Genomic DNA, 20,300 nt, shown 5'->3' with positions numbered 1-20,300 from the left:
GTCAGTATCGCTGGCGTAACGACTTCCGCCCGCCTACACCGCAAGCCCTATGGTGGGCATAAGTCTGAAACTGCCCTCGTCTGAGGGGCGAGTCGCACGGTGGCTGGTCGCGTTCATGACGCTCGGCTTCATCGCGCTGGCCGCCGCGGCGATCGCGATCGGCTGGATCACCGTCCGCAACCGCACCTATACCGCCGAGATCCTCCACACGCAGGACGTCCGCCAGGCCGTCGCCACGCTCCAGATTCAGATGGAGCAATCCGAGACCGCGCGGCGCGGCTATATCCTCGCCGGCAAGCCGCTGTTCGCGACCGCCTATGCGCGGACCGCGGGCAATCTCGTCCCGTCGATCCGCAAGCTGCGCCACCTGACGCGCGACAACCCCAACCAGGTCGCGCGCCTCGCGCTGATCGAGCCGCGCTTCGTCCAGTTGCGCGCGCTTCGGACGCAGTCGATGACGTTGGTCGCCTCGGGTCGGATCGCTGAGGCGCAGCGCCAGTTCGCGGTCGATGCCAGCGTGCCTTTGATGCGCGGAATCCGCTACCGCCTCCAGGCGATGGCCGCCGACGAAGTCCGCCTGCTCGCAATCCGCACAGAACGCCAGCAACGCACCAGCGCATTGTTCCTCTCGGTCGCGGGGTTGGCCGCAGCGCTGCTGCTGATCGTCGCAATCCTCGCGGTCCTGCTGATCCGCCGCTACACCGCCGACCTCGCCGCCTCGCGCGACAGCCTGCGCACCCTCAACGAGACGCTCGAGGAGCAGGTCGTGGAACGCACCGCCGATCTCAGCCGTGCGAACGAGGAGATCCAACGGTTCGCCTATATCGTCAGCCACGATCTGCGCTCGCCGCTCGTCAACGTGATGGGCTTCACCGCCGAACTCGCGACCGCCGCCGGGCCGCTCGCCGAACTCGTCGACCGTGCCGAAGCCGAAGCGCCGCACATTTTGACGGAAGACGCACGGCTGGCGGCGCGCGAGGACCTGCCCGAGGCGATCGGCTTCATCCGCACCTCGACGCAGAAGATGGACCGGCTGATCAACGCCATCCTCAAGCTCGCGCGCGAAGGTCGCCGGACGATCGCCCCCGAGCATATCGACCCGGCGCAACTGGTCGACACGATCGTCGGTGCGATGCAGCACATCGTCGACGATCGCGGTGCGGTGGTGCGCGTCGAGCGACCGATGCCGGGAATCGTCACCGATCGCCTCGCGCTCGAACAGATTCTGTCGAACCTGATCGAGAACGCGACCAAGTATCTGAAGCCCGGCCGCCCGGGTGAGATCGTCGTGACAGGCCATACCGAACGCGGACGCGTGATCCTGTCGGTGGTCGACAATGGCCGCGGCATCGATCCGCGTGATCACCAGCGCGTGTTCGACCTGTTCCGGCGCTCGGGCACGCAGGACCAGCCGGGCGAAGGCATCGGACTCGCGCATGTCCGCGCACTCGCCTATCGTCTGGGCGGGACGATCGACGTGCAGTCGACGCTCGGCGACGGCGCGACCTTCCGGCTCAACCTGCCGACCCACATGACCATCCAGGACGCAGCATGAACGATCACAAGACCGTCGGTATCGTGATGATCGAGGATGACGAGGGTCATGCCCGCCTCATCGAGAAGAACATCCGCCGCGCCGGAATCCTGAACGATATCCGTCACTTCACCGACGGCACCACCGCGCTCGACTTCCTGTTCAACGCCGCCGATGGCCCCGCGAAGAGCGGCCCGGCGATGATCCTGCTCGACTTGAACCTGCCCGACATGAGCGGCACCGACATCCTCGCACGGATCAAGGCGGAGGGCAGCCCGCTCAAGCGCACGCCGGTCGTCGTGCTCACCACCACCGACGACAAGGTCGAGATCGAGCGCTGCTACGATCTCGGCTGCAACGTCTACATCACCAAGCCGGTGAACTATGAGAGTTTCGCGCAGGCGATCCGCCAGCTCGGGCTGTTCCTGTCGGTGATCCAGGTTCCCGAAGCCGAGTGAGCGAAACGCGCGTCCTCTACATCGACGACGACGCCGGCATCCGGCGGCTGGCAGCGCGTGCGCTCGAACGCCGCGGCTACCGGATGACTGTTGCCGAAACGGGGGCCGAGGGCGTCGTGAAGGCCGCGGCCGAGCGCTTCGACCTGATCGCGGTCGATCACTACATGCCCGGCATGGACGGCCTCGAAACCCTCGACGCACTCCGCAGCCTGCCCGATCCGCCCCCCGTCGTGTACGTCACCGGCTCCGAGGAAGGCCGCATCGCGGTCGCCGCGCTGAAGGCGGGTGCCGCCGATTACGTCGTGAAGACGGTCGGCGACGATTTCTTCGACCTGCTCGCCGCCTCGTTCGAACAGGTGCGCGCACGGGCGCTACTGAAGCACGAAAAGGCCGCCGCCGAAGCCGATCTTCGCGCCAGCAACGCGCGGCTCGAGGCGCTGCTCGGCGAGGTCAACCACCGCGTCGCCAACTCGTTGCAACTCGTCTCGGCGATGGTCCGCCTCCAGGCGACCGCGCTGACAGATCCGTCCGCACGAGAAGCGCTCGAAGACACGCAGCGCAGGATCCAGGCGATCGCGCAGGTCCATCGCCGGCTCTACACCAGCAACGACGTCGAGAGCGTCGACATGCAGGAGTATCTCGGCGCGCTGGTCGATGAACTCGCCGAGACCTGGTCGACCGAGGCGCTCCCCCGCGCCTTGAGCCTCGCCGCCGAACCGATCCGCCTGCCCACCGACCGCGCGGTGTCGCTCGGCGTGATCGTCACCGAACTCGTCACCAACGCGTGCAAATACGCCTACCCGACCGGCGGCGGCGAAGTCCGCGTGGCGCTGCGCCGGATCGACGACGATGTGTTCCTGCTCGCGGTCGAAGACGATGGCTGCGGCATCCCGGAAGACGCGGTTCCGCGCGGTACCGGTCTCGGCACGAAGCTGATCCGCGCGATGGCGCAGAGCCTGCAAACGATCGTGGAATACGACCCCTCGCATACCGGCGTCCGCGCCACCCTGCGCGCGGCGGTACGGTAGGGCGCGCAAGTTGCAACGACGGAATCATTCGCCTGTCGTGCTCTCTACCGTTCGTCCTGAGTAGCCATCGAGTAGCGGCATAGCCGCGTATCGAGAGGGCGTATCGAAGGACAGGTTGGCGTGCGGAACCGATGCTTCGATACACGCCCTCGATTCGCTTCTGCGAAGCTACTCGGTCGCTACTCAGCACGAACGGCGTTATTTAGAGCGCGCGCACGGCCGCCAGGATCATCCGCCCCGTCAACCGCGCGGTCTCGTCCTCCGACAGACGCGGCCGCGACAAGGTGCGGTGGCCCAGCCCGAACATGAAGGCGAGGATCAGCTCCTCGGCGCCTTCCAGTTCCTTTTCCTGCAAGTCCGGATTGGCGACGCACGCGAGTTCGCGGATCATCTGACGGAACCCGCGGCACAGGTCGGCGATCGTGTCGGCGACATCGGTATTGCGGTGCGCCTCGGCCATGATCTCGAACGACAGCGCCTCATCGCCCTTCGACAAAGCACGCCGCGCCAGTTCGACGAACCCCTCCTCGATCGACAATCCCTCGGACTTGACGGAGTCGTTCATCGTCTGCAGTTCGGCCATCTTCGCCGCGGCATCTTCCATCACAATCGCCTGGATTACCGCGTTCTTGCCGGTGAACAGGCGATAGATCTGGCCGACGGAAACCCCCGCCGCGGTAGCAAGTTCGGACATCGGGGTCTTATGAAACCCTTGTGTCGCAAACAGATGACGGGCCGACGAGACGATACGCTCCCGACTTCCCATTTCATGCTGCACTGCACTCAAAATCATATTCCCGACGCGTTTTTAGGTTGACCGGCCGCTCGCACAATCCTAGCGGGCAAGCAAGCGGAATGAACGTTCATTCCGGTGAACCTAATCTGCACGGACGTCGGGATGCTTAACATGCAGCAATTGAACCTCAAGGGATCGGTGGCGCTCTTCGCGCTCGCCCTGCTGTCGGCTTGCGGCAAGGAGCAGGCTCCGCCGCCTCCGCCGACACCGACCGTCGGCGTCGTCACCGTTGGTGAGGAAGCGGTCGTGCTCACCTCCGAGCTTCCTGGTCGTATCGCCGCGGTAGAGACCTCAGAGGTCCGTCCGCAGGTCAGCGGCGTGGTCCGCGATCGTCTGTTCACCGAGGGTGCGATGGTCAGCAAGGGCCAGGTCCTCTACGCGATCGAGGACGCTCCCTATCGCGCGGCACTCGCCAGCGCGCAGGGCCAGCTTGGCGCGGCCCAGTCGCAGATCAACGCGACCCGCCTCCAGGCGCAGCGCTACGGCCAGCTCGTCCAGCTGAACGCGGTCAGCAAGCAGGAGGCGGACAACGCCACCGCTTCCGCGCAACAGGCTCGCGCGAATGTTGCAGCGCAGCAGGCAGCGGTCCAGTCGGCGCGGGTCAATCTGGGCTTCACGCGCATCAAGGCACCGATCTCAGGCCGTATCGGCCGGTCGCTCGTGACCGTCGGCGCGCTGGTCCAGATGGGCCAGACCGATCCGCTCGCGACGATCCAGCGCACCAACACGGTGTATGTCGACGTCGTCCAGTCGGCGGCGCAGCTGCTCGATCTCAAGCAGGCGATGGCGACCGGCGGCGTGACCCGCGGCGACGGCAGCGCGCGCGTCCAACTGATCCTTCCGAACGGCAGCACCTATCCGATCGAGGGTCGCCTGCAATTCTCCGAAGTCACGGTCGACCAGACCACCGGCGCGGTGACGCTGCGCGCGAGCTTCCCGAACCCCAACGGCCTGTTGCTGCCGGGCATGTACGTCCGCGCCAAGCTGGTCGAAGGCACGCGCGCCCAAGCGATCATGGCGCCGACCGCCGGCATCACGCGCGATCCGCGCGGCGGTGCGACCGCTCTGGTCGTCAACGCGCAGAACAAGGTCGAGCAGCGCACCGTCACCACCGATCGCGTGATCGGCGACAAGTGGATCGTCACCAGCGGCCTGAAGCCCGGCGACAAGCTGATCGTCGAGGGGCTGCTCAACCTGCGCCCAGGTTCGACCGTCAAGCCAGCCGCCCCGCAGCAGGTCGCCAAGCCCGCCGGCGCGGCACCCGGAGGCGGCGACGCGTCCGGTGCAACCAGCAACAGTTCCGCGCAGGCCGGGAAGTAACCGCCCATGTCACGCTATTTCATCGATCGACCCATCTTCGCGTGGGTCATCGCTATCATCCTGATGCTGGCCGGCATCCTCGCGATCCGGTCACTGCCGATCGCGCAGTTCCCTGAGATCGCCGCCCCCAAGGTGACGGTCGCGACGTCCTATCCGGGTGCCGACGCGCAGACGCTCGAGAACACGACGACGCAGATCATCGAGCAGCAGATGAAGGGCATCGACAACCTTCGCTACTTCGCCTCGACCTCGGACGGCTCGGGCAACCTCGCGATCACGCTCACCTTCGAGCAGGGGACCGATCCCGACATCGCGCAGGTCCAGGTGCAGAACAAGCTGCAACAGGCGACTCCGCTCCTGCCGCAGGAAGTGCAGCAGGCCGGTCTTCGCGTGACCAAGGCGACCGCCAACTTCCTGCTCATCATCGCCGCCTATTCGGAAAACGGCGACCACGACCAGGTCGATCTCGGCGACATGATCGCCTCGAAGCTCCAGGATCCGCTCAGCCGTATCAAGGGCGTCGGCGACACGCAGGTGTTCGGCGCGCAGTACTCGATGCGAATCTGGGTCGACCCCTTCAAGATGTCGAACCTCGGCGTCACCGTCACCGACATCACGTCGGCGCTGACCGCGCAGAACGCACAGGTCTCGGCCGGTCAGGTCGGCAGTCTGCCCGCGGTGAAGGGCCAGTCGCTCAACGCCACCGTGACCGCCCAGTCGCGTCTCCAGACGCCGGAACAGTTCCGCGCGATCATCGTCCGCTCGGCGACCAGCGGCGCGACCGTACGCCTGTCCGACGTCGCCCGCGTCGAGATGGGCTCGGAGAACTACAGCTTCCAGGCACGCTATAACGGCAAGCAGGCGGCAGGCTTCGGCGTGAAGCTGGCACCGGGTGCGAACGCGCTCGATACCGTCAAGCTGGTGAAGGCCGAGGTCAACCGGATCGCCAAGCAGTTCCCGCCCGACGTCAAGGTCGCGTTCCCGATCGACAACTCGACGTTCGTGCGGCTGTCGGTCGAGCAGGTCATCCACACGCTGATCGAGGCGATCGTCCTCGTCTTCCTCGTGATGTTCCTGTTCCTCCAGAATTTCCGCGCCACGCTGATCCCGACGATCGCGGTCCCGGTCGTGTTGCTCGGCTCGCTCGCCGTGCTCCAGGTCGCGGGGTTCACGATCAACACGCTGACGTTGTTCGGCATGGTGCTGGCGATCGGCCTGCTCGTCGATGACGCGATCGTCGTCGTCGAGAACGTCGAGCGCCTGATCCAGGAGGAAGGGCTTTCCCCGAAGGAGGCCGCCAAGAAGTCGATGGACGAGATCAGCGGCGCGCTGGTCGGCATCGGCCTCGTGCTGTCGGCGGTGTTCCTGCCGATGGCGTTCTTCAGCGGCTCGACCGGCGTGATCTTCCGCCAGTTCTCGATCACGATCGTGTCATCGATGGCGCTTTCGGTGCTGGTCGCGTTGATCCTGACGCCCGCGCTCTGCGCGACGATCCTGAAACCCGCCAAGGAAGGTCACGGCGAGAAGAAGGGCTTCTTCGGCTGGTTCAACCGCACTTTCGACAAGGGCGTCGGCAAGTACGGCAACGGCCTGCGCCGCGTCGAGAAGGGCTGGGTCCGCACGATGCTGGTCTATGCCGTGATCGTCGTCGCGATGGCCTTTATCTTCGTGCGCCTGCCGTCGGGCTTCCTCCCCGAGGAAGATCAGGGCGTGATGTTCGCACAGGTTTCGATGCCGTCGGGTACGCCGATGGAAGAGACCGCACGGACGATGGACAAGGTTCGCGATCACTTCATGATCGACGAGAAGGCCAACACCGCAGGCATCTTCACGATCAGCGGCTTCGGCTTCGTCGGCCAGGGCCAGAATGTCGGCATCGCCTTCATCCAGCTGAAGCCATGGGAAGATCGCAGCGGTGCGGAGAACGGCGTCGCCGCGGTCGCGGCCCGTGCCAACCAGGCGCTCGCCGGGATCCGCGCCGGTATGGTGATCGGCTTCGTGCCGCCCGCCGTGCAGGAACTCGGCAATGCCAACGGCTTCGACTTCATGCTGAAGGACAATGCCGGCGTCGGGCACGAGAAACTGCTCGAAGCGCGCAACATGCTGCTCGGCATGGCCAGCCAGGACAAGCGCCTGATGCAGGTCCGTCCGAACGGTCTTGAGGATGCGCCACAGCTGAAACTGAACGTCGACCAGGCGCAGGCAGGGGCACTCGGCCTTAGCCAGCAAGACATCAACACCACGGTCAGCACCGCATTCGGTGGCGCCTACATCAACGACTTCATCGACCGCGGTCGCGTGAAGAAGGTGTTCGTGCAGGCCGACGCACCGTTCCGGACGACGCCGGCCGATCTCGGCAACTTCTATGTCCGCGGCACGACCAGCAACGCGATGGCACCGTTCTCGTCCTTCTCGACGACGAGCTGGAACTACGGTCCGTCACGCCTCGAACGCTATAACGGCGTGGCGTCGTTCGAGATCATGGGCTCGCCGGCGCCTGGCGTCAGCAGCGGTGCGGCGATCGCGGCGATGGAAGAGATGGCGGCCAAGCTACCGCCCGGCATCGGCTATGAATGGACCGGCCTCAGCTATGAGGAAAACCTGTCCTCGGGTCAGTCGACCACGGTCTATGCGCTGTCGCTGCTGATCGTGTTCCTCTGCCTCGCGGCTCTGTACGAGAGCTGGTCGATCCCGATCGCCGTCCTGCTGGTGGTGCCGCTCGGCGTCCTCGGCGCGGTCGGCGCGGCGATGATCTTCGGGCTGAACAACGACATCTATCTCCAGGTCGGGCTGATCACGACGATCGGCGTGGCGGCGAAGAACGCGATCCTGATCGTGGAGTTCGCCGAGGAGAAGATGGGCGACGGGATGAACGCGGCCGATGCCGCGGTCGAGGCGGCCAAGCTTCGCCTGCGCCCGATCCTGATGACGTCGTTCGCGTTCATCTTCGGCGTGTTGCCGCTCGCACTGTCGAGCGGTGCCGGCGCCGGTGGCCAGAACGCGATCGGCTGGGCGGTGGTCGGCGGCATGCTGTCCGCGACCGTCCTCGCGATCTTCTTCGTGCCGCTGTTCTTCCTGCTCGTGAAGCGCGTCTTCAAGCAGGACAAGGCCGGCTCGGGGCAGGACCGCGATCAGGTCCGCACCGACGACGACACCCGTGACGACAACCGTGACGGCGGCCATCCGCCCCACGACCAGCGGCCGCAGGAGGCCTGATCCAGATGTTCTCGACCAAGATCTCCAGCCGCACGGCGCTCACGTTCGCCGCCGGGCTCACGCTCGCCGGGTGCAACCTCGCCCCTAAATACGTCCGCCCGGAGCTTCCCGTGGCGCCGAGCGGACCAATCGGGCCAGCCTATTCGGCCGGCAACGCCGCGAACGCGATCGTGCCCGCGGACACCGCGTGGGAGGCGTTCTTCACGGACGACCGTCTGCGCGGCGTTATCCGCCTCGCGCTCGACAATAACCGCGACGTCCGCATCGCGGTCGCCAACGTCGCCCAGGCGCGCGCGCAATACCGCGTGCAGCGCGCGGACCTGTTCCCGACGATCGGCGCGACCGGCAGCGCGACCTATCAGAAGTCGCCGTTCAACGCGGTCGGCGGCGGTGGCGTCGGCGGCGGCACGGGCGGCGGTGTTGGTGGCGGAACCGGTGCTGGTGCTGTGGCCGGCAGCGGCCGGGTCGACATCTATTCGGCCAATGTCGGCGTCTCGGCTTGGGAGATCGATCTCTTCGGCCGCATCCGCAACCTTACCCAGGCGCAGCAGGAAGCGTATTTCGCAGCGGAGGAAAACCGCAACGCAGCCCAGGTGTCGCTGATCTCGGAAACCGCAACCGCGTGGCTGACGATGGCCGCGGACCAGGATCGCCTGAAGATCGCGCAGGATACCGAGCGCGCGTTCGGCCAGACGCTGAAGCTCACGCAGGACCGTTTCCGCATCGGCATCGCCTCCGAACTCGAAGTGCGTCAGGCGCGCACCACATACGACCAGGCGCGCTCGGACATTGCCGACGCCACCACGCTGATCGCGCAGGACCAGAACGCGCTCAACCTGCTTGCCGGGACGACCGTGACGCAGGACCTGCTCCCCGCGCGGATGCCTGACAAGACGCCGACGCTAGAGAATCTGCCCGCCAACCTGTCGTCGGAGGTGCTGTTGCGCCGTCCGGACGTCGCCGCCGCCGAGCACAACCTGATCGCCGCCAACGCGAACATCGGCGCGGCGCGCGCGGCGTTCTTCCCGAACATCTCGCTCACCGCGGCGTTCGGCACGCTCAGCCTCGGCCTATCGAACCTGTTCGGCAGCGGCAGCCAGCAATGGTCGGTCGCGCCGTCGATCACGCAGCCGATCTTCGATTTCGGTCGCAACAAGGGCAACCTGCAATACGCCAAGGCAACGCGCGACGCGATGCTGGCCACGTACGAACGGAGCATCCAGACCGGCTTCCGCGAGGTCGCCGATGCGCTGGCACGTCGCGGCACGATCAACAGCCAGCTCGAGGCGCAGACGTCGCTGCGTGACAACGCGGCCGGCGCGTACAACCTTTCGCAGCTCCGCTTCCGCGCCGGGATCGACCCGTTCCTCAACACGCTCGATTCGCAGCGCGCGCTCTACACCGCACAGCAAAGCCTGCTCGCGACGCGGCTAGTGCGCGACAGCAACGCGGTCGAACTCTACCGCTCGCTCGGTGGCGGCCTGAAGTAAGGCTCGCCCCTTCGTCATCCTGACGAAAGTCAGGATCCAGAGCCGCTGACGACGCCGTTCGTGGCTCTGGATCCTGGGTCGAGCCCAGGATGACGGACTGGCTAGTTCGCCGGCTCCGACAACGGCGCGAACCGCGCAACCTGCCGCCCGACCAGACGCAACTGCTCGAGCACAGCAGGATCGCTCGCCCCGCCCTCGTCGTCGAACTTCGTCACCTGCGTATTGATCGCGGCGGCAAACGGCGTCGGCCACCCACGCAACGCATGGACGATCGAGCGCAACGCCGCGATCGTGCTCCCGGTCGCCTGCCAACCATACGCCGTCGCGATCAGCCCAACCGGCATGTCCGCCAGATACGGCCGCTCGGGATCGCGCGCCGTTTCCTCCAGCAGGTCGAGCGCGTTCTTAACGACACCGGAAATGCTCCCGTGATAGCCGGGGCTTGCGATGATCACCGCCGACGCCTCGCGCACCGCCGCCACGAACGCCTGTTCGTCGGGCGTCCGCGTCGTCGCCTTCGGATCGTAGAGCGGCAGCCGCGCCATGTCGGCCCCGCCGAACATCTGCGTGCGATAGCCCTGCTTCTCGACCGCATCGAGCGCGATCCGCAGTGCACGCTCGGTCGACGAGACGCCGCCGATCGTGCCGCCTATGCCGACGACCAGCGGCAGAACGGCGGGAGGAGTGTCGGAAGCGGCCACGGTTTTATCCTGTTCGAACGTCATGCGATCCTCTTTCCCGTTTCGTCGCGCGATGACAACAGCTTCGGTCGGTTCTCGTTCGGCGAACGTCGTGCCGCTGTCGCTAAGCCCCTGTACACGTTAAGCATGCGCAGGAACGGACGGCGTAAGCACAGACTTGCCCGAGCTGTCATAGAACGATAATACACCTGACGTCCGCCGCTTGGCCGACCCGCTGGAACGACCGATGCGCCCCGATCCCTTCGACACCAACCGTTCCAGCCCAAGCGGCGATCGCGAGCCCTACGCCTATGAGCGCGAGCGGCTGATCACCGAGCGCGAGCGCCTGCGCCAGAAATACGAAGCGGAGCGGGACGGCGAAGATTCGGCCCCGTATGATCGCGACTTCGGCGCGGCCTACGCCACCCCCAGCACGCCACGACGCAAGCGTCCGATCGGTCGCTGGATCCTGCGCGGAGCGGGGATCGGCATCGTCCTGCTGGTGATCGCGATCATCTGGCTGGCGATCACCGCACCGCTGTCGAAGTCGCTCCAGCCGCCGACCCCGCCCTCGATCACGCTTACCGCGGACGACGGCACGCCGATCGCGCGGCGCGGCGCGATCATCGGCAAGTCGGTCGATGCGGCCAAGCTTCCGCCGCATGTCACGCAGGCGTTCCTCGCGATCGAGGACCGACGCTTCTATTCGCACTGGGGCGTCGATCCGCGCGGGATCGCGCGTGCGGCATGGGCGAACATGGGCTCGGGTGGCGTCCGCCAGGGCGGCTCGACGATCACGCAACAGCTCGCGAAGAACGCCTTCCTCGATTCGGACCGCACCGCGACGCGGAAAATCCGCGAGGCGATGATCGCGTTCTGGCTCGAAGCATGGCTGTCGAAGAACGAGATCCTCTCGCGCTATCTCTCGAACGTCTATTTCGGCGACAACACCTACGGGATCAGCGCGGCGGCGAAGCATTATTTCGGCCGCACGCCGGACAAGCTCAACGTCGGCCAGGCGGCGATGCTCGCCGGCCTGGTCAAGGCACCGTCGCGTCTCGCTCCCACGTCAAACCTCGAAGGCGCGCGCAAGCGGGAGGCCGTCGTGGTGGGCGCGATGGTCGACGCGGGCTTCCTCACCAAGGCGGAGGGCGATGCGGTCCAGCCGCAGCGCGTGCTCGGCAGCCGCCCGTCGCAGCTCCCCAACGGCACCTATTTCGCCGACTGGATCCTCCCCGAAGCGCGCGACCAAGCCGGCGAGATCAAGACCGAGGCGACCGTCCAGACGACGCTCGACCCGCGGTTACAGCGTGCAGCAGAACGCACCGTCGCGCGCGCGGGATTGCGTCAGGCGCAGGTTGCGCTGGTGGCGATGCGTCCCGATGGCCGCGTCGTCGCGATGATCGGCGGCAAGAACTACGCGAAAAGCCCGTTCAACCGCGCGACGCAGGCCCGTCGCCAGCCCGGCTCGACCTTCAAGCTGTTCGTCTACCTCGCCGCGATGCGCCAAGGGCTAACCCCCGATTCGACGATCGAGGACCGCCCGGTGACGATCGGCGACTGGACGCCGAAGAACAGCGACGGCCGCTATCAGGGCACGATCACGCTGCGCCAGGCGTTCGCGCGCTCGTCCAACGTCGCCGCCGCACGGCTGACGCAACAGGTCGGCGTCAAGGCGGTGATCAAGGCGGCGCGCGACCTCGGCATCTCGACGCCGATCCCGAGCGAGGCAACGATCGGCCTCGGCACCTCGACCGTGTCGCTGCTCGAACTGACCGCCGCCTATGCCGCGATCGCGCGTGAGCAATATCCGGTCCAGCCGCGCGGCCTCGCCGACGTCCGCGAGAAGGGCTGGTATCAGTCGCTGACTGGCGGCGCGACGGAGATGCCGAGCAAGATCCACGACGAAATGCTCGACCTGCTGGCGGCCTCGATCCGCACCGGCACCGGCCGCGGCGCGAACCTGACGGTCGACGCGTTCGGCAAGACCGGCACGACGTCGGACAACAAGGACGCGCTGTTCGTCGGCTTCGCGCGCGATCTGGTGGTCGGCGTGTGGGTCGGCAACGACGACAATTCGTCGAACCCCGGCCTGTCAGGCGGCGGCATCCCCGCACGGATCTGGCGCGACTTCATGCAGAGCGCGCTGGGGATCGCCGCGATCGCCGCGCCTCCTCCCGCGGTCGAGGAAGTCGATCCTGACGCGTTGCCGGCAGACGAGCAGGACAATTCGATCCTGCCGCTAGGCGGGGAGATCGAGGGAATGGGCTTCAACCTGAAGATGGGCGAGGACGGCACCATCTCCGTCGGCCCCTCCCGCCGCGACCGCCAGGAAGGCCCGCCGCCTCGCGACGATCGTCGACCGCCGGAGGAAGAACCGGGGTTCGACGAGGGGCAGTAGGACTCCGCCCGCAAGACAGCTTGTTTCCCCGCGAAGGCGGGGACCCAGAAAGCGGTCGCCAACGTCCGAGCGGCGACACCCCCGTTGACCTCGCCACCGCATCGCAGCATGTCTCCCCCATGCGCTTCTTCTCCGACAACGCCGCCAGGATCCACCCGCAGGTCATGGCCGCGATCGCCGCCGCCGACACGCTCGACACCGCCTATGCCGGCGACGCGTGGAGCCAGCAGCTCGACGGCCGCCTGTCCGCGCTGTTCGAGACCGACGTCGCAGTCCTCTGGGTCCCAACCGGCACCGCCGCCAACTGCCTAGCGCTCGCAGCACTCTGCCCGCCGCACGGCGGCATCGTCTGCCACCGCGACGCGCACATCCAAAACGACGAGGGCGGCGCGCCCGAATTCTACACGCACGGCGCCAAGCTGTTCCTCGCCGACGGCGACGGCGCAAAGCTCACCCCCGACACCATCCGCACCGTCCTCGACGCGATCCCAGACGACGTCCACCGCGTCCAGCCGCACGCGATCTCGATCACCAACGCCACCGAATATGGCCGCGTGTACCAGCCGCACGAGGTCGCGGAGATCGGCGCGCTGGCAAAGGAGCGCGGGCTCGGCTTCCACATGGACGGCGCGCGCTTCGCCAACGCCATGGCGCGGGTCGGCTGCTCGCCTGCCGACATGACGTGGCGCGCCGGCGTCGACGCGCTGAGCTTCGGCTTCGTCAAGAACGGCGCGATGAGCGCGGAGGCGCTGGTCTTCTTCAAGCCCGACCTCGCCGCCGTCACGCAATACCGCCGCAAGCGCGCCGGGCTGCTGCTGTCGAAGGGGCGCTACCTCGCCGCACAGATCCTCGCCATGCTCGACGAAGACCTCTGGCTCGCCAACGCCAAGGCCGCAAACGACGCCGCCGCCAAGCTCGCCGCCGCGGCCGGCAACCGCCTCGTCCACCCGGTCGAGGCGAACGAAGTCTTCCTCCGCGCCACCCCCGAAGAAGCCGCAGCCCTCCGCGCGAAGGGCTTCGACTTCTACGACTGGGCCGCCGGCGAAATCCGCCTCGTCACCGCCTGGGACAGCCCGGCGGACGCGGTCGCCCTGCTCGCCGACGCGATCCGGGAACTATGACCCCCGGCCCGACCGACCCACCGCAATCGACCCGCGCGGCAGTGCTGATCCCGTTCGGCATCGTCACGTTGATCTGGGGCTCGACGTGGCTCGTCATCCGCGACCAGATCGCGGTCGTGCCGCCGAGCTGGTCGATCAGCTACCGCTTCCTTGTCGCCGGCATCGCGATGGCGATCTACGCAGGCATCAAGCGCGAGAGCTTCAAATTCGACGCGCGCGGCTACGCGTTCGCGGCCGTGATCGGCATCGCGCTGTTCACGTTCAACTTCAACTTCGTCTACCGCGCCGAGCATTACGTCACCTCGGGGCTCGTCGCGGTGGTGTTCGCGCTGCTGCTCGTCCCCAACGCGATCTTCGGCCGCATTTTCCTCAAGCAACGCCTCGGGCGACAGCTCATGGTCGGGTGCGCGGTCGCGATGGCGGGGGTCGCGTTGCTGTTCGTCAACGAGGCGCGAGTCGATCCGCACGGGCCGCGCTCGGCGACGATCGGCATCGTCCTGACGCTGTGCGGCGTGATGGCCGCGTCGGTCGCCAACGTCATCCAGGGCAGCGCGTTCGCCAAACGCTATCCGATGGCGCCGACGCTCGCGATGGCGATGCTGATCGGCGCGAGCCTCGACGCGGCGTTCGCCTGGATCACCACCGGGCCGCCGGTGTTCGAGCCGCGCTTCGGCTATGTCGCGGGCATCCTCTATCTCGGCGTGTTCGCGTCGGCGCTCGCCTTCCCGCTCTATTTCAACGTCATCCGCGCGATCGGTCCGGCCAAGGCGGCCTATTCGGGCGTGATCGTGCCGGTGATCGCGATGCTGCTATCGACGATCTTCGAGCGCTATCACTGGTCGACGCTGGCCGTCGCCGGCGCGATCCTGTCGGGCATTGGACTCGTCATCGCACTCAGCGCACGCAGACCGGCGCGGTAGTCGGGCCAGGCGGGCGTCCAGCCGAGCACGCGCTTGGCCTTCCCGTTCGCCACCCGCCGGTTCTCGTTATAAAATCCGCGCCCCATCGCGGACAGCTCCTCGAGCGTCACGAACGGCGGCGCGGGCATCCCGAGCAGCATCGCCGCGAACGCCACCACGTCGTTCTGCGACGCGGGCACGTCGTCCGCGAGATTATACGCCCCCGCTGGCGCAACGAACCCGGCAATGACGCCCGACACGATATCGTCGACATGCGCGCGGCTGAACACCTGCCCGGGTTGCTCGATCCTGTGCGCCTTGCCCTGCCGCACCCGGTCGAGCGGCGAGCGGCCAGGACCGTAGATCCCCGGCAACCGAAACGTCCGCGCGCCAATGGCCAGCCAGTCCGCATCCGCCGCCGCCCGCGCGCTCCGGCGACCACCACCGATCGGTGCCGTCTCGTCCACCCACGCACCTTGCGCATCGCCGTACACCCCGGTCGACGACAGATACCCGATCCAAGCGCGCGTCCGCAGCAACAGCGAACCGTAGCGCCCAAGGACGGGGTCCGCCTCATGCTCGGGCGGCACCGACGACAGGATGTGCGTCGCCGCCGCGATCTCCGCCGTCACCGCGTCCACATCGTCGAACCGGAGCGTACCATCACGCCCGTCCCGCGTCGTGCCGACGACATGCCAGCCATCCGCCGCGAGCCGCTCGGCAAGCCGCGACGCGGTGTAGCCGAGACCGAAGACCAGCAGCCGGCTCATTTGCCCACCGCCGCGCCAGCCATCGGCCCCTTGTACAGCGTCCCGAAATAATCGCCGGCATTCCACACCGGCCGCTGCGCGCCATCGGCGATCTCGCGCGCGATCCGGTAGTTCGCATCGACGAACCGCACGCCCTGATCCCACAGGATCGGCTGCGTCAGATCGTCCGAGGGCTTGTGGTAATTGTTCGCCATGAAATACGCGACCGCCGCCTTGCCCGGCCCCTTCTGGCCCGGCCACAGGAACACCGACGGAATCCCCTTCTGGACGAAGCGGAAGTGATCCGAGCGAACGAAGATTCCCTCCTCCGGCATCGGATCGGGCGACAGGCCGACGCCGATCGCCGCCACCGCCTTCTGCACGATCGGGCCGATCGTCGAGCGCTCCGCACCGAACACCACCATGTCCTCGAACTTGTAGGTCAGGATCGGCATGTCGAGGTTCACGTCGGCGACGATCGAGGTCAGCGGCACGGTCGGGTGGTTGGTGAAGTAATCGCTGCCGACCAGCCCCTTCTCCTCGCCGGTCACCGCCAGGAACATGATGGTCCGCTTGGGCGCCTGCCCACTGGCGGTGAAGCGCTTGGCCTCCTCGATCAGGCTGGCGATGCCGATCGCGTTGTCGAGCGCGCCGTTGTTGAGCGCGTCGCCCTTCACGGGCTTCGTGATGCCGATGTGATCGAGATGCGCGGAGAGCACGACGACCTCCTTGCCGACCACCGGATCGCTGCCGGGGATCACGCCGACGACGTTGCTGCTAGCGGCAGGCACGAAGCTCGTCTTGGTCGCGATGGTCAGCGTACCTACCAGTGGCACGGCCTTGAACTTGGCGTTGTCGCGGTCCGCCTGCTTCACGATCCGGCTCCACGGCGTCTTCGCACCCGCGAACAGCTTGGTCGCACCGGCCATGCTGACCGTCCCGAGCGACGGTGCGCCAGGCGCTTCGACCTTGCCGGTGCCGTCGGGGTTCGCCCACGTCATCCGCGGTGTCGCGTAGGAGTCGGCCAGCTTGGCGAAGGTCCGTACCTTCGCCAAGCGAGGGCTCTCCAGCGTGATCACGCCGACCGCGCCCTTGGCCTGCGCGATCGCAGCCTTGGTGCCGCCCGACCCGAAGAACGCGCGTTCCTCGCCGCCGAACCGCGCGGGCGAGCCGCCGAAATACGCGACGATCTTGCCGCGCACGTCGACGCCCTTGTAGTCGTCATGGCCATATTGCGGCGCGTCGATGCCGTAGCCGACGAACACGACGGGCGCCGAAACGCTCGTCTCCGCCTTCGCGCCGTTCGCGGCGGGCACATAGTCCTCACTGAACACGAGCGGCTGCGCAGGCCCGCGACCCGTCCACACGAAATCGCCCTTGCTCGCCGCCTTGTACGACACGAGCGGCACGGTCTGGAGATACCCGCCCTGGTCGCCACCGGGACGAAGCCCCGCGGCGTAGAATTGCGCGGCGACATATTGCGCGGCGATGTCGAACTCGGGGCTGCCGGCCTCGCGACCCTTCATCGCATCCGACGCGAGAAACAGCACGTGCGCCTTCATCGCCGCCTGATCCGCCGGCAGCGGCGCGGCAAGTTTCGCGTTCAACTCGGCCGTATTCGGCGCGGTCACCGGAGCCGGCGCGGGGGCAGCTTGGGGCGCAGTCTGAGCAAGGGCAGAGGTAGAGAGCGCGAGCACCGCGAGCGCGCCGATAGGACGATACATCCGGAAATCCTTGCAAAGGGAACGTGTTGCAGCGGCGTAGCATCCACCGTCACCCGCGCAAGCTTTGGCTGGCGATAGGCGGCCACGGCCCTATATTCGCAAACATATGCTCGATATCCAGAACAGTCTCGCCCACCCGCTCGTCATTCGCCGCGAGGACTATACCCCGCCCGAGTGGCTGGTCCCCGAGACGAAACTGGATTTCGACCTCGATCCCTCCACCACCCGCGTAACGGCAACACTGTCGGTAACGCGCAACGGCGATCACGCCGCACCGTTCCGGCTCGACGGCGCGGGCCAGAAGCCGCTGTCGGTCACGGTCGACGGCGTCGCGATCAACGACTGGCGGATCGACGGCGAACAGCTCGTCATCCCGCTCGCCGGCGCCGCGCATGTCGTCGAGACGCAGGTCGAGATCGCCCCCGATCGCAACACGCAGTTGATGGGGCTCTACGCTTCGGGCGGCAATCTCTGCACCCAGTGCGAGGCGGAGGGCTTCCGCCGCATCACCTATTTTCCCGACCGCCCCGACGTGCTCAGCGTTTATTCGGTCAAGATGACCGCCGACAAGAAGCACTTCCCCGTGCTGCTCGCGAACGGCGACCCGGTTGAACAGGGCGACTCGGACGACGGCCGCCACTGGGCGACCTGGCACGACCCGTTCCCGAAGCCCTCCTACCTGTTCGCGCTGGTCGCCGGCGACCTCGCGGTAAACCGCAGCAGTTTCACGACGATGTCGGGTCGCGAGGTGTCGCTCGGCATCTGGGTACGCGAGGCAGACCTCCCAAAGACCCACCACGCGTTGAAGGCGCTCGAACTCGCGATGGCGTGGGACGAGACGACCTATGGCCGCGAGTATGATCTGGACGTGTTCAACATCGTTGCGGTCGACGATTTCAACTTCGGCGCGATGGAGAACAAGGGCCTCAACATCTTCAACTCGCGTTACATCCTGGCCGACCCGGATACCGCGACCGATTACGACTATGACGCGATCGCCGCGGTCGTCGCGCACGAATATTTCCACAACTGGTCGGGCAACCGAATCACCTGCCGCGACTGGTTCCAGCTGTCGCTGAAGGAAGGCTTCACGGTCTATCGCGACCAGGGCTTCTCCGCCGACCAGGGCTCGCGCGCGGTCAAGCGGATCGAGGACGTCCGCGGCCTGCGTGCATCGCAATTCCCCGAGGATTCCGGCCCGCTCGCGCATCCGGTACGCCCGGAATCCTACCAGGAGATCTCGAACTTCTACACCGCGACGATCTACAACAAGGGCGCCGAGCTGATCCGGATGATGGCCGCGATCCTCGGACCGAAAGGCTTCCGCGCCGGCACCGACTTGTATTTCGACCGGTACGACGGCACGGCCGCGACCTGCGAGGATTTCGTCACCTCGATGGAGGAAGGCGGCAAGGTCGACCTCACCCAGTTCCGCCTCTGGTATTCGCAGGCGGGCACGCCGCGCGTTTCGGCGAGCCTCTCGCACAACGGCGACCGCGCGACCTTGCACCTCGCACAGCAGGTACCCGCGACGCCCGGCCAGCCGGTGAAGTCGCCGATGGTACTGCCGTTGCGGGTGAAGCTGTTCGGTGCCGAATCGGGTGCGGCGTTGACAGACGAACGCCTCGTCCTGTTCGACGACACGCTCGACACGATCGAATTCGAAGGCCTGGCGGAGCGCCCGGTGCTGTCGATCAACCGCGGCTTCTCCGCCCCGGTGGTGGTCGAGAGCGACCGCACCGCCGCCGATCTCGCCTTCCTCAGCGCGCACGACGACGATCCGTTCGCGCGCTACGAGGCGATGCAGCAACTGATGCTCGATACGCTGGTCGCCTCCGCCGACGGGCATGCGAATCACGAGGCCGTGATCGCCGCGGTCGCGAACACGCTCGCCGACACAGATCTCGATCTCGCCTTCGGCGCGGAGGCGGTGTTGCTGCCTTCGGAGAGCTTCATCGGCGACCAGATGGCCGTCGTCGATCCCGACGCGATCTTCCGCGCGCGCGAGGCGCTGCGTCGCGATCTCGGCGCGCGGCTGGATGCGCAATGGCGGCAGGCGTATGCGCGGGGTGAAGGCCAGTCCTACGCCTATACGCCGGAGGGCAAGGGCCTGCGTCGCCTGCGAATCGTCGCACTCGGCTATATAGCGGCGAGCGGCGCGGCGGATGCGGCGGACCTCGCGTTCGCGCAGTTCGATGCGGCGGACAACATGACCGACCGGATGGGCGCGCTGACGACGCTGGTCAGCAGCGAGTCCGAGATCCGCACCACCGCGCTCGACATCTTCTACAGCCAATATTGCGACAATCCGCTGGTGCTCGACAAGTGGTTCCAGGCGCAAGCACAGTCGTCGCGCGACGGTACCGGCGCGATCGTCGCGGGGCTCGCCGAGCATGCCGACTTCACGCTGACCAACCCCAACCGCGCGCGATCGCTGATCGGCGCGTTCGGCGCGAACCAGCGGGCGTTCAATAATGCCGACGGGAGTGGCTATCGATTCCTCGCGGACCAACTGATCGCGCTCGACCGGTTGAACCCACAGACCGCGGCAAAGCTTCTCCCGCCGCTGGGTCGGTGGCGCCGGTTCGATGCGGTGCGGGCGGAGCTGATGCGCGGGGAGCTGGAGCGGATCGTGCGGACGCCGGGGCTATCGAAGGACCTGTTCGAACAGGCGTCCAAGAGCTTGGAGGGCTGAGCAGAACTTGATCCTCCCCCGCAAGGGGGAGGTGTCTGGCCCTTGCCAGACGGAGGGGAAGGAAAGCGATTACGGCTGTTGCGATACCCTCCCCCTCCATCACCTTCGGTGCCACCTCCCCCTGGCGGGGAAGGATCACGCGATCACCCCTCCCCCGTTCGTGCTGAGCGAAGTCGAAGCACCCTCTCT

Annotated in this window: 14 protein-coding genes; 10 read left to right on the top strand and 4 right to left on the bottom strand. The window is 66.8% G+C overall.

The window, feature by feature from the left end; all coding sequences use genetic code 11:
- Positions 1-49: 49 nt before the first annotated feature.
- The 3 genes from O6W96_RS11690 to O6W96_RS11680 are packed head-to-tail and all read left to right on the top strand — an operon-like array spanning position 50 to position 3,020.
- On the top strand, positions 50-1,555 hold the full coding sequence (locus O6W96_RS11690; RefSeq protein WP_353469705.1) for a sensor histidine kinase: 1,506 nt from the start codon (positions 50-52) through the stop codon (positions 1,553-1,555).
- Positions 1,552-1,992, top strand: coding sequence for a response regulator (locus tag O6W96_RS11685; RefSeq protein ID WP_056053360.1), 441 nt, complete (start codon positions 1,552-1,554; stop codon positions 1,990-1,992). The genes O6W96_RS11690 and O6W96_RS11685 overlap by 4 nt, the downstream gene beginning before the upstream one ends.
- Complete coding sequence (locus tag O6W96_RS11680) at positions 1,989-3,020, top strand: sensor histidine kinase (RefSeq protein ID WP_353469704.1); 1,032 nt, start codon at positions 1,989-1,991, stop codon at positions 3,018-3,020. The genes O6W96_RS11685 and O6W96_RS11680 overlap by 4 nt, the downstream gene beginning before the upstream one ends.
- A 202-nt stretch (positions 3,021-3,222) precedes the next feature.
- Here O6W96_RS11680 and O6W96_RS11675 read toward each other — a convergent pair whose 3' ends face one another.
- Positions 3,223-3,786: a TetR/AcrR family transcriptional regulator gene (locus tag O6W96_RS11675; RefSeq protein ID WP_353469974.1), complete on the bottom strand. Its 564-nt coding sequence runs from the start codon at positions 3,784-3,786 to the stop codon at positions 3,223-3,225.
- Positions 3,787-3,927: 141 nt separating this feature from the next.
- Here O6W96_RS11675 and O6W96_RS11670 point away from each other — a divergent pair, with 141 nt between their 5' ends.
- The 3 genes from O6W96_RS11670 to O6W96_RS11660 are packed head-to-tail and all read left to right on the top strand — an operon-like array spanning position 3,928 to position 9,842.
- Complete coding sequence (locus tag O6W96_RS11670; protein ID WP_353469703.1) at positions 3,928-5,136, top strand: efflux RND transporter periplasmic adaptor subunit; 1,209 nt, start codon at positions 3,928-3,930, stop codon at positions 5,134-5,136.
- Positions 5,137-5,142: 6 nt separating this feature from the next.
- Positions 5,143-8,352 carry an efflux RND transporter permease subunit gene (locus O6W96_RS11665; protein WP_353469702.1) on the top strand — a complete coding sequence of 1,070 codons (3,210 nt, stop codon included), beginning with the start codon at positions 5,143-5,145 and terminating at the stop codon, positions 8,350-8,352.
- A 5-nt stretch (positions 8,353-8,357) separates the two neighbouring features.
- Positions 8,358-9,842, top strand: coding sequence for an efflux transporter outer membrane subunit (locus tag O6W96_RS11660; protein ID WP_353469701.1), 1,485 nt, complete (start codon positions 8,358-8,360; stop codon positions 9,840-9,842).
- A gap of 101 nt (positions 9,843-9,943) precedes the next feature.
- Here the strand turns inward: O6W96_RS11660 and O6W96_RS11655 are convergent, their stop codons facing one another.
- Complete coding sequence (locus O6W96_RS11655; protein ID WP_056487369.1) at positions 9,944-10,567, bottom strand: NADPH-dependent FMN reductase; 624 nt, start codon at positions 10,565-10,567, stop codon at positions 9,944-9,946.
- A gap of 202 nt (positions 10,568-10,769) precedes the next feature.
- On the opposite strand from O6W96_RS11655, the gene O6W96_RS11650 reads away from it, so the two are divergent.
- From O6W96_RS11650 to O6W96_RS11640, 3 genes are all read left to right on the top strand, one after another.
- Positions 10,770-12,923 (top strand): transglycosylase domain-containing protein, encoded by a 2,154-nt coding sequence (locus O6W96_RS11650; RefSeq protein ID WP_353469700.1) that lies wholly within the window; start codon positions 10,770-10,772, stop codon positions 12,921-12,923.
- A gap of 119 nt (positions 12,924-13,042) precedes the next feature.
- Entirely contained in the window at positions 13,043-14,044 is a 1,002-nt protein-coding gene (locus tag O6W96_RS11645) for a threonine aldolase family protein (protein WP_353469699.1), read from the top strand.
- The gene (locus tag O6W96_RS11640; RefSeq protein ID WP_353469698.1) at positions 14,041-14,964 is read left to right on the top strand and encodes a DMT family transporter; all 924 of its coding nucleotides are present in this window, start codon (positions 14,041-14,043) and stop codon (positions 14,962-14,964) included. The genes O6W96_RS11645 and O6W96_RS11640 overlap by 4 nt, the downstream gene beginning before the upstream one ends.
- On the opposite strand, the gene O6W96_RS11635 is transcribed toward O6W96_RS11640, so the two are convergent.
- Entirely contained in the window at positions 14,877-15,713 is an 837-nt protein-coding gene (locus O6W96_RS11635; RefSeq protein WP_353469697.1) for an NAD(P)-dependent oxidoreductase, read from the bottom strand. The two genes, O6W96_RS11640 and O6W96_RS11635, sit on opposite strands and share 88 nt — an antisense overlap.
- The gene (locus tag O6W96_RS11630; RefSeq protein ID WP_353469696.1) at positions 15,710-17,416 is read right to left on the bottom strand and encodes a M28 family metallopeptidase; all 1,707 of its coding nucleotides are present in this window, start codon (positions 17,414-17,416) and stop codon (positions 15,710-15,712) included. Before O6W96_RS11630 ends, O6W96_RS11635 begins: the two co-directional genes overlap by 4 nt.
- A 106-nt stretch (positions 17,417-17,522) precedes the next feature.
- Here O6W96_RS11630 and pepN point away from each other — a divergent pair, with 106 nt between their 5' ends.
- Positions 17,523-20,111 (top strand): aminopeptidase N, encoded by a 2,589-nt coding sequence (gene pepN / locus O6W96_RS11625; RefSeq protein WP_353469695.1) that lies wholly within the window; start codon positions 17,523-17,525, stop codon positions 20,109-20,111.
- Positions 20,112-20,300: the final 189 nt, after the last annotated feature.

It is taken from the genome of Sphingomonas faeni, assembly GCF_040407495.1.
GTDB classification, from domain to species: domain Bacteria; phylum Pseudomonadota; class Alphaproteobacteria; order Sphingomonadales; family Sphingomonadaceae; genus Sphingomonas; species Sphingomonas faeni_D.
The sequence above is the reverse complement of the archived record's forward strand: the minus strand, read 5'-3'. Positions and strand labels throughout refer to the sequence as shown.

Bases quoted from the DNA above. Each gene is read 5' to 3' on its own strand.
- O6W96_RS11690 (WP_353469705.1), top strand. From the start codon at position 50: ATGGTGGGCATAAGTCTGAAACTGCCCTCGTCTGAGGGGCGAGTCGCA.
- O6W96_RS11685 (WP_056053360.1), top strand. From the start codon at position 1,552: ATGAACGATCACAAGACCGTCGGTATCGTGATGATCGAGGATGACGAG.
- O6W96_RS11675 (WP_353469974.1), bottom strand. From the start codon at position 3,786: ATGGGAAGTCGGGAGCGTATCGTCTCGTCGGCCCGTCATCTGTTTGCG.
- O6W96_RS11670 (WP_353469703.1), top strand. From the start codon at position 3,928: ATGCAGCAATTGAACCTCAAGGGATCGGTGGCGCTCTTCGCGCTCGCC.
- O6W96_RS11665 (WP_353469702.1), top strand. From the start codon at position 5,143: ATGTCACGCTATTTCATCGATCGACCCATCTTCGCGTGGGTCATCGCT.
- O6W96_RS11660 (WP_353469701.1), top strand. From the start codon at position 8,358: ATGTTCTCGACCAAGATCTCCAGCCGCACGGCGCTCACGTTCGCCGCC.
- O6W96_RS11655 (WP_056487369.1), bottom strand. From the start codon at position 10,567: ATGACGTTCGAACAGGATAAAACCGTGGCCGCTTCCGACACTCCTCCC.
- O6W96_RS11650 (WP_353469700.1), top strand. From the start codon at position 10,770: ATGCGCCCCGATCCCTTCGACACCAACCGTTCCAGCCCAAGCGGCGAT.
- O6W96_RS11645 (WP_353469699.1), top strand. From the start codon at position 13,043: ATGCGCTTCTTCTCCGACAACGCCGCCAGGATCCACCCGCAGGTCATG.
- O6W96_RS11640 (WP_353469698.1), top strand. From the start codon at position 14,041: ATGACCCCCGGCCCGACCGACCCACCGCAATCGACCCGCGCGGCAGTG.
- O6W96_RS11635 (WP_353469697.1), bottom strand. From the start codon at position 15,713: ATGAGCCGGCTGCTGGTCTTCGGTCTCGGCTACACCGCGTCGCGGCTT.
- O6W96_RS11630 (WP_353469696.1), bottom strand. From the start codon at position 17,416: ATGTATCGTCCTATCGGCGCGCTCGCGGTGCTCGCGCTCTCTACCTCT.
- pepN (WP_353469695.1), top strand. From the start codon at position 17,523: ATGCTCGATATCCAGAACAGTCTCGCCCACCCGCTCGTCATTCGCCGC.